Origin of the sequence: Bifidobacterium rousetti, from assembly GCF_008698235.1 — a bacterium.
GTDB classification, from domain to species: Bacteria; Actinomycetota; Actinomycetes; order Actinomycetales; family Bifidobacteriaceae; genus Bifidobacterium; species Bifidobacterium rousetti.
This window is the reverse complement of the sequence record NZ_PEBH01000006.1, coordinates 96,588-112,669: the sequence shown is the minus strand read 5'-3', so window position 1 is coordinate 112,669 and position 16,082 is coordinate 96,588. Positions and strand designations below refer to the sequence as shown.

The 16,082-nt window shown below is 66.0% G+C and carries 7 protein-coding genes and 1 pseudogene; 5 read left to right on the top strand and 3 right to left on the bottom strand.

Going from position 1 to position 16,082, the window contains the following annotated elements; genetic code table 11:
- Positions 1 to 15: 15 nt before the first annotated feature.
- Both CSQ85_RS07535 and CSQ85_RS07530 read right to left on the bottom strand, forming a co-directional pair.
- Positions 16 to 2,379, bottom strand: coding sequence for a YhgE/Pip domain-containing protein (locus CSQ85_RS07535; protein ID WP_150383551.1), 2,364 nt, complete (start codon positions 2,377 to 2,379; stop codon positions 16 to 18).
- Positions 2,376 to 5,021: a YhgE/Pip domain-containing protein gene (locus CSQ85_RS07530; protein ID WP_150383550.1), complete on the bottom strand. Its 2,646-nt coding sequence runs from the start codon at positions 5,019 to 5,021 to the stop codon at positions 2,376 to 2,378. The genes CSQ85_RS07535 and CSQ85_RS07530 overlap by 4 nt, the downstream gene beginning before the upstream one ends.
- A 106-nt stretch (positions 5,022 to 5,127) precedes the next feature.
- Between CSQ85_RS07530 and rsmI the strand changes: the two genes are divergently transcribed.
- On the top strand, positions 5,128 to 6,069 hold the full coding sequence (gene rsmI / locus CSQ85_RS07525; protein WP_223846900.1) for a 16S rRNA (cytidine(1402)-2'-O)-methyltransferase: 942 nt from the start codon (positions 5,128 to 5,130) through the stop codon (positions 6,067 to 6,069).
- Here rsmI and CSQ85_RS07520 read toward each other — a convergent pair.
- Positions 6,056 to 6,826 carry a hypothetical protein gene (locus tag CSQ85_RS07520; RefSeq protein WP_150383548.1) on the bottom strand — a complete coding sequence of 257 codons (771 nt, stop codon included), beginning with the start codon at positions 6,824 to 6,826 and terminating at the stop codon, positions 6,056 to 6,058. The two genes, rsmI and CSQ85_RS07520, sit on opposite strands and share 14 nt — an antisense overlap.
- A 118-nt stretch (positions 6,827 to 6,944) precedes the next feature.
- Between CSQ85_RS07520 and metG the strand changes: the two genes are divergently transcribed.
- The 4 genes and pseudogenes from metG to CSQ85_RS07500 all read left to right on the top strand — a co-directional run bounded on the left by metG (position 6,945) and on the right by CSQ85_RS07500 (position 15,893).
- Positions 6,945 to 8,864 carry a methionine--tRNA ligase gene (gene metG / locus CSQ85_RS07515; protein WP_150383547.1) on the top strand — a complete coding sequence of 640 codons (1,920 nt, stop codon included), beginning with the start codon at positions 6,945 to 6,947 and terminating at the stop codon, positions 8,862 to 8,864.
- Between the two features lie 773 nt (positions 8,865 to 9,637).
- Positions 9,638 to 11,557, top strand: coding sequence for an ABC transporter ATP-binding protein (locus tag CSQ85_RS07510; protein WP_190972952.1), 1,920 nt, complete (start codon positions 9,638 to 9,640; stop codon positions 11,555 to 11,557).
- A gap of 97 nt (positions 11,558 to 11,654) precedes the next feature.
- Positions 11,655 to 13,442, top strand: a pseudogene (locus tag CSQ85_RS07505) (ABC transporter ATP-binding protein).
- A gap of 192 nt (positions 13,443 to 13,634) precedes the next feature.
- The gene (locus CSQ85_RS07500) at positions 13,635 to 15,893 is read left to right on the top strand and encodes a glycoside hydrolase family 127 protein (RefSeq protein ID WP_150383546.1); all 2,259 of its coding nucleotides are present in this window, start codon (positions 13,635 to 13,637) and stop codon (positions 15,891 to 15,893) included.
- Positions 15,894 to 16,082 lie beyond the last annotated feature (189 nt).

Sequence of the window (16,082 nt, the reverse complement as noted above, 5' to 3'; positions counted from 1 at the left end):
GCCGAGAGAGGTGGCTCACATCACCTTGGTACTTTCGAGGTTGCGGATGATCCAGTCGTTGAGGCGGATCACGGGCTTGCGCAGCATGAGCCCGAGCAGCAGCGAAGGCACCAGGAACAGGGCCAGCTTGCCCATCGCGATCCAGTACTCCATGCCGTAGGCTCCGGCCATCGCGGAGTGCATCGCGTCGACGCCGTACGGGAACAGCAGCCACTTGGCGACCACCTGGAAGAACGGCGGTAGCGTCTCCACCGGGAACGTGCCGCCGGAGCCGGCCACCTGCATGACGAGCAGCACCACGGCGATCGCCTTGCCGATGTCGCCGAACGACACCGTGAGCGTGTACACGATGTTCGAGAACACGAGCGCCGCGAGCCAGCCGGTCAGCATGAACAGGAACGGATGCTCGCACTGCACGCCGAGGTAGAACAGGTCGCCAAGGCAGATGAGCGTGCCCTGCAGCAGCGCGAACAGGCCGAAGATCATGTACCGGCCGAAGTACTCCTGATACAGCTTGAGACCGAACTGCCGCGCGTTGCCGGGGGATTCGGAATGTGGCTTGCGCAGCACGTCGATCATCGCCCCCGGTCCGGCGGCGCGGCCGATGCGCACCGCCTCGCGCAGGCCGACGTCGGACCCGAGCGGCAGGTTGTTGCCGAGTCCCAGAATCACGGCCTTCTCGTGGTCGGAGATCGAGACCTTCATCATCGCGGCGAGCACGATCGCGCCCACCCAGATCGACAGGATCGTGTAGAACGGCGCCATCGCGGAGCCGTAGTTCGCGATCGGATAGATCGCCTTGCGGTCCACCTGAACCGGCGCGGAGAGCAGCGACGCGAGCTGTTCGGGGTCCGCCGAGGTGATCGCCGACAGGTCCGGCGCGCCGGAGCCGGACGACGAGCCCGACCCCGAACCGCCCGACCCCGACCCCGTCAATCCCGCGAACTTCCCGTTCAGCGCGTCCAGCTTCGCCGCCGAATCGGTGAGCGCCTTCGACACGTCTCCCAGCGCTGAGCGCGCCTCCTTCAGCCCGCCGCCGACCCCGTCCGAAAGCGACGCCATCCCGTCGGTCGCGCCGGACAGCCGGTCGATCACCGTGCCGGTCTGCGCGGTCAGCTCGTCGATCGACGACTCCAGCGCCTTGAGCTGCGGCTTCAGCGTCGTGCGGTACGTGTCCGCCGCCTTGTCCACCGCGGCCCGCGCGTCGGCGACCCGCTGCTTCAGGTCCGCGCGGGTCTGCTCCGCGTCGGCCGTGCCGTCGTCGATCCGCTGCGCCGCGTCGCCCAGCGCCGTGGCCGCGGACACGAGCTTCGCCTGCGTGTCCGCCGCCTGATCGGCCGCCGCGTTCAGCGCGTCCTTCACCACCGTCAGCGTCGCCGAGTCGGCGAGCGCGCGCAGCGACGCGGCGTACTTCCCGTACGCGTCGGCCTGCGACTGCACCTTGCCCTGCAGCTTGCGCAGCGCGGCGGACGTCTGCCCGGTCTGCACCTTCACGTCGTCGAACGCCGCGTCGATCTCCTTGTCGACCTCCGCGTACGCCTTGTCGGCGCGTTTCAGCGCCGCCTCGGCCTGCGATCCCGCGCTCGACATCACGTTCTTGAGCCCGTCGGCGCCGGATTGCGCCTGCGTCATCGCCTTCTTCGCGTCCTGCGCGCTCGATCCGGTCGATCCGAGCAGCTTGTCGGTCGACGCGATGAGGCTTTCGGTCGACTTGATGAGGTCCGCGTACGCGCCGACCTGCGCCGACGCGGCCTTGAGCTGGGACGACATCGCCGTGATGTGTCCGGTCGCGTTCGCCACGTACTGCTGCATCTGCGGCGTGTCCGCGTATTTCGCGACGTTCGACGCCAGTCCGATTGCGACCTGTCCGATCGTCGTGACGAATGTCTGGTCGATGGTCGAGGCGACGGTGGAGGCGCCTTCGTCGGTGATGTGCGGGGCGATCGGGTTGATTTTCTCGTTGAGGTAGTAGTCGAGTTCCGCGTGCTTGACCTTCGTAGAGAACAGCGTCATCATGTCGGCGCTGAAGCTGGACGGGATGACGAGCGCCGCGTAGTACTCGCCCGAGTGCACGCCGTCGATCGCCTTGTCCTTGTCGACGAACTGCCAATCGAGCTGGTGGTTGGCGCGCAGGGCGCTCACCACGGTCTCGCCCACGTTGATCGTCACGGGCATGAGATCCGACTTGTAGCCGCTGTCGGTGTTCGCGACGGCGACCTTGAGCGACTTCGTGTTGCCGTACGGGTCCCAGCTGGCCGCGATGTTGTACCACGCGTACAGCGAGGGCACGATGATGAGGCCCACCGACACGATGATCGCGATCACGTTGCGCGTGGCCTGCTGGATGTCACGCGCGAAGATGCGCCAGATGTTCCTCATCGCTCGCCTCCCTTGCCGTCATTGCGTCCGTCGTCACCGCGCGATCCACGTCCGCTCCGTCCGCGCCGCTCATGCCGCCCCCGCCGCCAGATGTACCCGTTGAGCATCACGTCGCGGAACTGCTCCGCCGTCATCGCGCCCGCGCCCAGCTGGCGCGAGTAGCTTTCGCGCAGGTACTCGACGACGATCAGATACGCGTCGATCACGATGATCGACACGATCCAGGCGGTGAGCATCGCGATCTTCGCCTGGATGACGAACAGCAGCACGAGGAAGACGAACGGCAGCACGGTCAGCAGCACCAGGCCGGAGACGATGAGCTTCGGGTATTGCGCGAAGAACCGGTGCGCGCGGCGCGTGAGCAGCTCGCGCAGGTCGCCGGAACCGGAGTCGGCGACCTCGCGGAACACGGAGCTCAATCCCATTTTCTCGTTGACCATCGTGTTGTGTTCGGTGATCATCAGGTCGGTGTCGCTCAGACGGCTGTCGAACAGCGCGTTGAGGTTCATCGCATACCGGCGCACGACCAGTCCGATGAACAGCGCGACCGGCAGGTAGTACGCGAGATGCAGCATGTCGATCCAGTAGTGGTTCCCGTACAGGCCGCCGATCGGTCCGCGCATCGCGTTGATGCCGTACGTAAACGGCAGCCACGGGTGCAGGTCGCGGAAGAAGTCGGGCATCAGTTCGATCGGGTAGAGGCCGGAGGCGCCCGGGATCTGCATGATGACGAGGATCACCGCGACCGCCTTGCCGATGTGCCGGAACGCGACCGCCAGCGCGTAGATGATGTTGATGTACACGAACGAGCAGAATATGCCAGCGAGGATGAACAGCAGCGGGTGATCGCACTGGATGCCGAGCAGCAGGTCGCCGACGCATGCGATGACCGCCTGCAGGAAGCCGATCGTGACGAGCAGCAGCCAGCGGCCGAGATAGGCCTGCGTGGCGGTGATGCGGCGCAGGCCCTCGCGGTCCACCTCGAGCTTGTAGATCGCGATGAGTACGAAGCCGCCGACCCACAGCGCGAGGTTCGTGTAGAACGGCGTGACCGCGGAACCGTAGTTGGCGATCGGGTAGACGGTCTTCGTGGTGAGCGTGACCGGGCTGCCCATGAACGCGCCGAACTCCTTGTCGTTGAGTTTGAACCGGTCGCGCAGCTTGGCGTACGTGTCGGAGCTTTCGATCGCGGCGACGTCGTTGCGCACGGTCGTCACGTCTTTCTGGAGGGTATTGAGCGAGTCGCGGGTGCCGCCGATCGTCGTCGACGCCTCGGCGAGCGTGCCGTCGAGCTGTTCGAACAGTCCGTCGGCCTGCGTGATCGTCGTGTCGAGCGAGGTGAGCGTGCCCGCGAGCGTGCCGTTGAGCGCGGCGAAGCTGCCGAGCGACGCGTTGAGGTTCGGCATGATCGAGGTCGTCAAGTTCTGCCGCGCCGCGTTGAGGCTTGCGATGCCGCCGCTCGTGGCCGTGCCCGCCACGTTCGACAGATGCGTCGTGGCGTCCTTGCCGGCGTTGATGAACGTCGTCGCGTTCCTGTGGAACTCGTCGACCTGCTGCTGTTGCGCCTTGACCGCCGCGTCGAGGTCGTTGATCTGGCTCCAGATGCGCCTGCCCAGCGGGTCGGTGGTGTCCTCGGCGATCCCGGCTTTGATGAGCGCGGATTTGACGTCGGCGATCGCCGCGGCCGTGTCGTCGAGCGGCTTCGAGATCGTCGTCGTGATGCGGTCGACCGAATCCTGCGCGGTGTTGAGCGATCCGATGATCGTGCCGGCCGCCGCGTTCGCCTGCACGCCCACGCCGGACAGCTGCTCCGAGCCCACGTCGAACGCGCCGGTCAACGCGCCGGAGAAGCGTTGCGCGTCGTTCTGCGCGGTGTTCAGCAGCGTGCCGGTGTTGTCCGAAACCTTGCGCGCGGCGTCGAGCTCCTTGCGCAGTTCGACGAGCGTCTGCCGCGCGTCCTTGACCGAGCTGCGCGACTGGTCGATGGTCTTGCGCGTCCCGGCGAGGGTGTCCGACGCCTTGGCGATGCGCGCGTTCGTCCTGTCGAGGTCCGCGATGATCTCGTCGGTCGTCGCGCCCGTCTTGTCCGCGAGGTCGTCGCCCGCCTTCGTGACGGTTTTGGCGACGACCTCGCCGACGGTCGACACGAACGTCTGGTTGATCTGCTCGTCGATCGTGTTCGCGCCCGTGTCGGTGATCTTCGGCGCGATCGCGTTCTTCTTCTCATTGACGTAGTACGTGATCTTCGGCCGGTCCGCGGACCCGGTGACCACGCCCGCGAGGCTTTCGCTGAAGTCGTCGTCCATGACGATCGCCGCGTAGTAGTCGCCCTTCTGCATGCCCTCCATCGCCTGCGCGCGGCTGACGAAGCGCCAGCCGAGCTGGGTGTTCTTCTTCAGCTGCGCGACGACCTGCGCGCCGGCGTCGAGTTTGCCCGCGATCGGGGAGTCGGTGCCCTTGTCGTCGTTGACGACGGCGACCTGGATGTTGCCGGTGGCGGAGTACGGGTCCCAGTTCGCGAGGATGTTGAACCATGCGTACAGCGACGGGATGATCGCCACGCCAAGCGTGACCACCAGCGCGACCGGATTGCGCAGGATCCGCTTCAGATCGCGCGTGAACACCTGCCAGATCGTGCGCATACAGCCTCGCCTTCCGCCGCCCGCTCATGCTGGCCGGGATATGCCCCGGATCATTTGTCTTCCCGAAATCAGCATACTCAGGGGTGGCATGGTCCATACTGTAAGCATGACAAACGCAGACGCCGCAATGGACAATCCGATCGATTCCGTCGAAGACGTGCGCATCCCCGCCGGAACGGTGGTGCTCGCCGCGACCCCGATCGGCAATGTGTCCGACGCCTCCGCGCGGCTGAAGGCGCTCATCGAGCGCGCCGACATCGTCGCCGCCGAGGACACGCGACGCCTGTACGATCTCGCGAACCGTCTCGGCGTGCATGTGAACGGCCGCGTCATCGCCTACCACGACCACAACGAGCGCAACAAGGCCGACGGCCTGCTCGATGAGGTCGAGACCGGTGCGACCGTGCTCGTCGTCTCCGATGCGGGCATGCCCACGATCAACGATCCGGGGCTCGCGATCGTGCGCCGTGCGATCGAACGCGGCCTGCCGGTCACCTGCGCGCCCGGCCCGTCCGCCGTGCTCGACGCGCTCGCCCTGTCCGGCCTGCCCACGGACCGCTTCTGCTACGAGGGATTCCTGCCGCGCAAGCACTCCGAGCGCATGCAGCATCTGCGCACGCTGCTGCCCGAGCGCCGCACGATGGTCTTCTACGAGACGCTGCATCGCATCGACGATTCGATGGACGACCTTCTGGAGGCGTTCGGCCCGAACCGTCGCATGGCCCTGTGCCGCGAGCTGACCAAGGACTATGAGGAGGTGCGCCGCGGTACGATCGTCGAGATCCGCGACGGCGTGCGTTCCGATCCGCCGCGCGGCGAGATGGTGCTCGTCGTCGCCGGCGCGTCCGACGAGGAGGCGACCGCCGCCGCGCCGAGCACGCTGACGACCGAGGAACTGGCCGTGCTCGCGATCGACCGCGCGCTCGAGGACGGTTTGCGCATCAAGGAGGCGATCAGCCAGGTCGCCGAGGAGCATCCGCTGCCCGACGGCACCCTGCCCAACCGCAAGCAGATCTACGCGGCGGTGCTCAAGATCAAGCAGGAGTAGCGGGAGCGGTGGGCGTAGGGGCGGCCGGCTCGCGCGCGTCGGGAGGCAATCCGGCGACCTCCGGGCGGCGTCGGGCGTAGACGCGGGCGATGTCGCGCAGGAAGTCGCGCGCCTGCGGGGCGGTGACCATGCACGGGTTCTCGTCGATGATCGTGATGCAGTCGTTCGGGGAGAAGTCGTACGCGTCCATGCACTCGGCGATCGGGTCGATGAGCGCCTCGGCGTCCGGCTCCTCGCCGAAGATCGTCACGATGTCGCAGATCGTGCGCGCCGGGCGGGTGACGCCGAGCCCGCCGATACGCGCCAGGTCACGGCGGGCGATCTTGCGCGAGAACACGCGCACGCGACGGCCGTGCTGCGCGGTGCGGTAGTGCGAGCGCGACATCACGTCCACGGTGTCGGGGAACGCGCCTCCCATCCACACCCACAGCGCGGTGAACGCGCAGGCGATCGCCGAGATCGGGATGATCCGGTACGCGATCATCGCGCGGCCGAACAGGGTGTCCGCGTGCTCGGACCAGTAGCCGCTGCGCGTATCGAGTTTGCTGATCGACCCCATGGTCGCCAGTCTTTCGAGGCTCAACGGGCCGGGCAGATCCCGGTCCGCGAGGATCGCCGGGATCAGCGGCTGCGGAGGTGGGGCGGGCTGCGGGGCGGGCTGCGCGCCCGGTGTGACCGGCACAGCCGGATCGGGAATCGTGTCGCGCGGGGCGTCCTGCGGGGGAGGCGGCGCGGGTTTCGTCATCGAACTGTCCATGAGCCGACGATACCGGTCGGCCGGCCGCCGCGCCGCGACCGGGCGGCTCCCGCGGCCGCCGGTGGATACAGCGGTGGATGAGCCGGATACTTCCACAGCCGTGGTTACTATCGGCTTTATGAGTCATATTTTGGTCAATGTCGCATGGCCGTACGCGAACGGCCCCCGCCATATCGGTCACGTGGCCGGTTTCGGCGTCCCGTCTGACGTGTACGCGCGCTACGAGCGCATGAAGGGCAACGACGTGCTGATGGTCTCCGGCACGGACGAGCACGGCACCCCGATCCTCGTCGAGGCGGAGAAGGAGGGCGTCACCGCGCAGGAGCTGGCGAACCGCTACAACCGCGTCATCGCCAAGGATCTGTGCGATCTCGGTCTGAGCTACGACCTGTTCACCCGTACCACCACGGGCAACCACGAGCACGTCGTCCAGGAGCTGTTCAAGCAGTGCCTGAAGAACGGCTACATCTACAAGGGCACGCAGAAGGTCGCGATCTCCCCGTCGACCGGCCGCACTCTGCCCGACCGCTACATCGAGGGCGAATGCCCGATCTGCCACACCGAGGGCGCGCGCGGCGACCAGTGCGACGCCTGCGGCAACGAGCTCGACCCGGACGAGCTGATCAACCCCGTCTCCAAGATCAACGGCGAGACCCCGCGCTTCGAGGAGACCGAGCACTTCTTCCTCGACCTGCCGGCGCTCGCCGAGGCGAACCTCGCGTGGCTCAACACCCGCGAAGGCTGGCGCACCAACGTCATCAACTTCTCCAAGGGCCTGTTCAAGGAGGTCAAGCCGCGCGCGATCACGCGCGACATCGACTGGGGCATCCCGGTGCCGGTGGCCGGCTGGATCGACAACCCGAACAAGAAGCTGTACGTGTGGTTCGACGCCGTGATCGGCTACCTGTCCGCCTCGATCGAATGGGCCCGCCGCAAGGGCGAGCCGGAGGCGTGGCGCGCATGGTGGAACGACCCGAAGACCCCGGGCTACTACTTCATGGGCAAGGACAACATCACGTTCCACTCCCAGATCTGGCCCTCCGAGATGCTGGCCTACAACGGTCAGGGCTCCAAAGGCGGCGAGACCGGCGAGCTCGGCCCGCTGAACCTGCCCGAGCAGGTCGTCGCCTCCGAGTTCATGACGATGGAGGGCAAGAAGTTCTCCTCGTCGCGCGGCATCGTCATCTACGTCAAGGACATCCTCTCGCGCTACCCGGTGGACGCGGTGCGCTACTACATCTCGATCGCCGGCCCGGAGAGCTCCGACTCCGACTTCACCTGGGCTGAGTTCGTGCGCCACAACAACGAGGAGCTCGCCTCCTCCTGGGGCAACCTGGTCAACCGCGTCGCCAACCTCATCGCCAAGAACTTCGGCGAGATCCCGGCGCTCGACGAGGATTCGATGACCGACGAGGACCGCGCGCTCCTGACGGAGACCCGCGGCGCGTTCGACTCGGTCGGCGGCTTCATCGAGAACCACCACCAGAAGGGCGCGCTCATCGAGGCGATGCGCGTCGTCGGTGACATCAACAAGTACATCTCCGCCGAGGAGCCGTGGAAGATCAAGGACGACGACAAGCGTCTCGCCACCGTGCTGCACGTGGCCGCGCAGGCCGTCTCCGACGCGAACCACCTGCTCGCACCGTTCCTGCCCCACTCCGCGCAGAAGGTGTGGGAGGCGCTGGGCGGCACCGGCACGTTCTCGCCGCTGCCGCGTCTCGAGGAGGTCGAGGATCTCGACAAGCCGGGCTTCCGTTACCCGATCATCACCGGCGACTACGTGATGGGTGAGACCGTCCACCCGTGGGAGAGCGAGCCGATCGAGGTCGGCGCGCCCGTCGCCAAGCCGTCGCCGATCTTCGCGAAGATCCCGAAGGAGGCCGTCGAGGAGGAGCTCGCGCGCTTCGACGAGGCGCTCGCCGCCCGTCGTGCCGCCGAGGCGGAGCGTCTCGCGGCCGCCAAGGCGAAGCTCTCGGAGGGCGATTCCGAGGGCGGTTCCGAGGGTGGCTCCGAGAGCAACTCCGACAAGGCGGCGTGAACGGTTACAAACCCGTCACATAGCGTTGAGAGTTTTCTCAGGAACGCGCATCGTTCCTCCAAGAAACCGGCGGTTTACTGTTAACTGTCGGCGGATGGAATGACCCGCGGGCGAGGTTCTTCCGAACCCCATAACTGAACCCTTCTTCTCTCTTCTCTCTCACCCGGCGGCTTCTCACCGCCGGGTTTCTTTTTGCCTTTACGTCCGTATATGCGGCCGTATATGCGGCCTCGGAGGCCGAATGTTGCGCGTGCGCCCCGATGTGGTGTCCCATGGCGCAGTTGCCGGTGCCATCGCGCGGTGACTTTCCCATGAAGCAGTGAAATCCCCATGACGCGGTGACACAAAACGGCGGAATCATGCGGTTTATGGAAAACGGCTCACCGCGTCATGGGAAAGTCACCGCGCCATGTGTACGCAGTCCGCGCGATGGAGGGGCCTCGGGGCCTCGGGGTGCATCCCAGTTGCGGTTGTGGCGTCCTTCGTTAGCGAGACACGCGAGGGTTCGCGGATTGCGAACGCATGCGGGCCGTCTAGACTGGTATGCGTTTGCGAAACGCGATGCGTTTGGGCGTGCGGGGGCGATGTAATCCCGTACGTCCAGCCGGTGAAGGAGAGCGCCGGTCGGGCGCCGGCGGTCGGAAGGTCAATCCGTCGGCGAGGCCGGACGCAGGTGGTCGTGAATCGTGGCGGCGACGGATGCCGCGCGCGGTGAAGGAGAGCGCCGCGCCAACCACAGGCAAACAATCCGAAGAAACGGTGACCTCCCCAACATGTACGTCAATCCGGGAATCAACCAACACGCCGGCAACATACGCTGGATCCTGCCCTACTGCAAACCCGATCTCCCGCGCGTCATCGGCGCGCTGATCCTGTTCGTCGCGAACAACGCGATGGCCCTGACCATCCCCATCATCTCCGGTCTGATCGTCGACCGCGTCATCGTCGGCGGACACACCGACGAGCTGCTCAAGTTCTGCGGGCTGATGATCGCGATGACCGTCGTGCGCGTCGGCGCGCGCTACGGCTACCAGCTGTGGATGGAACGGTTCGGCCAGAACTCCGTGTACCGCCTCGTCTCCGACGAGTACGAGAAGTTGCACGAGCTCGACTTCACCTACTTCAACCACACGCGCACCGGCGACATCATGAGCCGCCTGACCTCCGACACCGACGCGATCCGCCACTTCCTGAGCTGGGTGAGCTACCAGATCGCCGACTGCGTGGTCATGTTCATCGGCGCCCTGTGCGTGATGTTCGCGATCGACTGGCGGCTCGCGCTCGCGCTCGCCTGCGTCACCCCGTTCATCTTCATCCTCACGCGCGGCCTGTCGACGCACGCGCACCCGCTGTTCTTCGCGATCCGCAACTCGCTCGCCGCGCTGAACTCGATGGTCGAGGAGAACATCGAAGGCAACCGCGTGGTCAAGGCGTTCGTGCGCGAACCCTACGAGACCAAGCGGTTCGACGAGCACAACGACGACTACATGCGTCGCAACCTGGCGCTCGCCTACAACTCGCGCAGGTACATGCCCTGGCTCGACGGGCTCGGATTCTCGCTGCAGCTCATCACACTCGGATTCGGCGGTTTCCTCGTCATCAAGGGGTACATGACGCTCGGCAACCTCGTGAGCTTCAACTCGTTCCTGTGGATGATCGACGGGCCCGTGCGCGCCTCCGGATGGCTCATCAACGACTGGCAGCGGTTCAACGCCAGCTGCATCAAGATCAGGAAGCTGCTGACCGAGCAGTCGCGCATCGTCGAGAAGGCCGACGCCGGACAGGCGGTCGCCGACAGGACGGCCACCTCGGCTGCGACGTCCGCGTCCGCGTCCGCGTCCGCGACCGCGTCGAACGCGACCGCCGCATCGCCCGCATCGCGCGTCAAGGGCGACATCCGCTTCGACCACGTCTCCTTCTCCTTCCCCGACGACCCGGACACGCCGATCCTCGAGGACCTCGACTTCCACGTACCCGCCGGCACGAAACTCGGCATCCTCGGCGAGACCGGCGCCGGCAAGTCGACGCTCGTCAGCCTCATCTCCCGCTTCTACGATCCGACCGCCGGCCGCGTGCTCATCGACGGCGTCGATGCGCGCGACTGGCCGCTGGCCACGCTGCGCTCGCAGGTGTGCATCGTCGCGCAGGACACGTTCCTGTTCTCCGACACGATCAAGGGCAACATCGGCTTCGGCGCCAATCGCCTTGAGAACGACGGCGACGGGCGCCCGCGCACCGGCTCCGGCGACGGACCGGACGACGAGTTCATCCGCCGCATGGCGCAGATCGCCGGCGCCGACGGCTTCATCCGCGCGCTGCCCGACGGCTACGGCACGATCGTCGGCGAGCGCGGCGTCGGCCTGTCCGGCGGGCAGAAGCAGCGTTTGAGCCTCGCGCGCGCACTGGCCGACGACCCGTCGATCCTCATCATGGACGATACGACCTCGGCGGTCGACATGGAGACCGAGGCCGAGATCCAGCGTCATCTGCGCGAGATGGACGGCGACAAGACGATCGTCACCATCGCGCACCGCATCTCGTCGGTGAAGGACTCCGACCTGATCCTCGTGCTCGAGCGCGGGCGGATCGTCGAGCGCGGCACGCACGCCGAGCTCGTGGCCGCGCACGGGCGTTACTGGAGCATCTATTCGAAGCAGCTCGGCGCCCAGTCCGGCGCCGCGCAGGGGTTCTGAAGGGCCTGTCCATACCCGGCCCCCTCTGACGAGGGGGCTGTCAGCGAAGCTGACTGGGGGAGAGACAGTGCGTATGCAATCACAAAGGACACGTACCATGGCACAACGCAATACGTTCCGCGAGGATGAGGAACTCGAGGAAACCATCAACCTGCGCGACATCGCGCGCGTGGGCAAGTATCTCAAACCGTATCTGCCGCGAGTCGCGCGCATTCTGGCGGTCGTCATCTCGATGAGCTGCATCGTCGTGAGCGTGCCGTATCTGACGAAGATCATGATCGACGAGGCGATCCCGAACAAGGATCTGACCAAGCTGGGGCTGCTGGCCGGCGCTCTCGCGTGCCTGATCGTCGTGTACGAGCTGGCGCTGCGGTATCGCACGGTCGCGATCACACGGGTCGGCCAGATGATGTTGAAGGACATGCGCCGCGACCTGTTCACGCACATCCAGACGCTGCCGTTCAGCTACTTCGACTCGCGCCCGCACGGCAAGATCCTGATCCGTGTGGTCAACTACGTGAACACCCTGTCGGACACGCTCTCGTCCGGTCTGATCAGCGTGTTCGCCGACGTGTTCACGTTCTTCGTCACGCTGGTCGTGATGTTCGCGATCGACTGGAGGCTCGCGCTGTGGAGCCTCGTGCTGTTCCCGGTGCTGATCCTGTGGGTGCGCGTGCTGCAGCATTTCCAGCGCAAGGCGTTCCAGAAGCTGTCGAACAAGCAGAGCAATCTGAACGCGTTCATCCACGAGTCGATCGCCGGTGTCAAGACCACGCAGACGTTCGCGCGCGAGCGGACCCAGTTCATGACGTTCCAGCAGTAGCAGGACGACGTGCGCACCGCGTGGATGGCGGCCAAGCACATCGAGTTCCTCATGTGGCCGGGCGTGCAGACGATCTCCGTGATGACGATCGCGTTCATCTACTTCGTCGGCATCACGGGCTTTGGCGGCGTGGACGTGACCACCGGCATGCTGATCGCGTTCGTCGGGTACGCGAACAACTTCTGGAACCCGGTCATCAACATCGGCAACTTCTACAACCAGCTGGTCACCTGCTCGGCCTATCTGGAGCGCATCTTCGAGACGCTCGATGTGGTCCCCGAGATCGAGGACAGGCCGGGCGCGCGCGATCTGCCGCAGATCCGCGGGCGCGTCGATTTCGACGACGTCGTCTTCCGCTACGAGGCCGGCGGGCGCAACATCCTCAATCTGGTCGACTTCCATGTCGAGCCAGGCCGCACGATCGCGCTCGTCGGCCCGACCGGCGCCGGCAAGACCACGATCGTGAGCCTGCTGTCGCGCTTCTACGACGTGACCGAGGGTGCGGTCCGGGTCGATGGTCATGACGTGCGCGACGTGACGCTCTCCTCGCTGCGCCGGCAGATGGGCGTGATGCTGCAGGACACGTTCATCTTCTCCGGCAACGTGCGCGAGAACATCCGCTACGGCAGGCTCGACGCGACGGACGAACAGATCGAGGCGGCGGCGAAGGCGGTGCACGCGCACGAGTTCATCATGGACCTGCCCGACGGCTACGACACGGTGGTCGAGGAGCGCGGCTCGACGCTGTCCGCCGGCCAGAGGCAGCTCATCGCGTTCGCGCGCGTGCTGCTCGCCGATCCGCGCATCCTGATCCTGGACGAGGCGACCTCGAATATCGACACGCGTACCGAGGAGGCGCTGCAGGCGGGCCTGCGGCACCTGCTCAAGGGGCGCACGTCGTTCATCATCGCCCACCGTCTGTCGACGATCGAGAACGCGGACGAGATCCTCTACATCGATCACGGCCGGATCGTCGAACACGGTTCGCACGCCGAGCTGCTGGCCGCGCGCGGCGCGTACTGGCGCCTCTACGAGTCGCAGTACGCGGCGATCCGCGCGTAAGGGCGCGGGATCCGGGGGACTCAGCGCGATTCCCCCGCTGAGTCCCGTGGCCTGCGTCGTTGTTCATGATCCGCGTGTCGTGGATAACGTTAGGTTAACGTTAAACATTGATGATGTGAGCGGTAACAACCACATCCGTCCGCTGAGGACCGCTCGCATGTGATCTTACGGATGTCAAAGGAGCATACGAACATGACCGATTCCGCGACGACGCCGGGCAAGGCGCCCACGCCCGAAGCCGCGCGCCACAGCACGCCGCTCAAACTCAGGGATGTGACCGTCACCGACGCGTTCTGGCACACCGAACAGGAGCTTGTGCGCACGGCCGTGCTGCCGTTCCAATGGAACGCCCTGAACGACAACGTGCCGGGCGCGGCCCCCAGCTACTGCATGCACAACTTCAAGGCCGCGGCCGCGCAGAACGCACGCAAGGACACGGAAGGCAAGCGGTTCGTGCCGCCGGCCTACTCCTACCGGGGCTTCGAGTCCAAGCCGGAGGACCCGACCCACCCCGATCCGGACAAGTTCTACGGATTCGTGTTCCAGGACACCGACTTCTCCAAGTGGGTGGAGGCGGTCGGCTACAGCCTCGCGCATCACCCGGACGCCGAACTCGAGGCCACCGCCGACAAGGCGATCGACATCGTGTGCGCCGCCCAGCTCGACAACGGCTACCTCGACACCTACTACATCCTCAACGGCATGGACCGCGCGTTCCACAACCTGCGCTGGCACCACGAGCTGTACTGCCTCGGCCACCTCATCGAAGGCGCGATCGCCTACTACGAGGGCACCGGCAAGGACAAGCTGCTCAAGGCCGCCGAGCGCTTCGCCGACTACACCGCCGACTACTTCGGCCCGAACGAGGGGCAGTGCAAGGGCTACCCGGGCCACGAGATCGCCGAGATGGCGCTCGCCCGCCTCGCCGGCGTCACCGGGAATCGCAAGTACTTGGACCTCGCGAAGTTCTTCATCGACGAGCGCGGCACCGAGCCCAACTACTTCCGCTACGAGGGTGAGCGCGATCAGAGGGACGGCACCACGGATACCGGTTGGCGGTTCGATTACCCGTACGCGCAGGCCCACAAGTCGGTGCGTGAGCAGACCGAGGCGGTCGGCCACGCCGTACGCGCCGGATACCTGTACTCCGGCATGGCGGCCGTCGCGCGCATGACCGACGACCCGACGCTCGCCAAGGCGTGCGAGACCCTGTGGCGCAACATCGTCGACAAGAAGCTGTACGTGACCGGCGGCATCGGTGGCACGCGCGAGGGCGAGGCGTTCTCCTACAACTACGACCTGCCGAACGACTCCGCATACTCCGAATCCTGCGCGGCGATCTCGCTCGCGTTCTTCGCCCGCCGCATGCTCGAACTCGACCCGAAGGCCGAGTACGCGGACGTGATGGAACTCGCCCTGTACAACACCACGCTCGCGGGCATGGCCCTCGACGGCAAGAGCTTCTTCTACGTGAACCCGCTGGAGGTCAACCCGTACGCCTGCCACAAGGACCGCAGGCTCGACCATGTCAAGCCGGTGCGCCAGAAGTGGTTCGGCTGCGCCTGCTGCCCGCCGAACATCGCCCGCATCGTCGAATCGGTGCAGGAGTATGCGTACGCGGTCTCCGACGACGCGTCCACGCTGTACACGCACCTGTACATGGGCGGTGAGGCGAAGGCCACGCTCGGTGGAGTGCCGGTGCGTCTGAACGTCGACGCCGACCTGCCGTGGCACGGCGACGGCTCGGTGGTCGTGCATGTGGGCGATGGGGTGCCCGACGCCGATTCGCTCTCCGGCCGATTCACGCTCGTCTTCCGCCTGCCCGGCTGGGCCGGCGCGCAGGAGGCGGCGGCCGCCGCGATCTCGACGACAGGCGAATCGCCCGAAGCCGACGGATCGCCCCGCATCACGCGCGACATGCGCGACGGCTACCTGTACTTCACCGGCGAATGGCGCGACGGCGACATCGTCTCCTTCGACTTCCCGATGCCGGTGCGCATGCTCAAGGCGAACCCGCTCGTGCGCGAGGACGTGGGCAAGGTCGCGTTCACGCGCGGCCCGATCACGTTCTGCGCCGAGGAGCGCGACAACGGCGCGAACCTGCACCTGCTGCACGCCGACGTGGACAGGATCCTCGCCGATCCGGGCTCCATCAAGGTCGAGGACTTCGATTTCCGTGCCGGCGCCAAGGGCATCGACGATCAGGGCCAGGGCGAGGTCGATCAGGTGATCCGTCGCATGGTCAGGCTCGAAGTGCCCGCGTGGCGCGAGTCCGTGCCCGTGTCCGTCGCCGACGCTCCGGCGGGCGATTCCGCGGACGCGCCCGCGTTCTCCCCGCTGTACGCGGACTACGCGCCGGCCGAGCGCGAGCCGGTCACCGCGACCCTCATCCCGTACTTCGCATGGGCCAACCGCGGAGAGAACGAGATGACCGTCTTCCTGCACGACTGACCGACATCGGTGGCTCGTGCGCGATCGCGATACCTGGCTGGGAATCGTTGGTCCTGCTCGATGAGATTCAGGAATGTCCTAGGGCGTTGACCTCATTGATTTCTGCGTTAACTGTTGATTTTGTGAGTATGGAGCTGTTTATAACCGTTGATTTTGTGAATACCGTTGTTTTGACGATAGGAGCCCTGT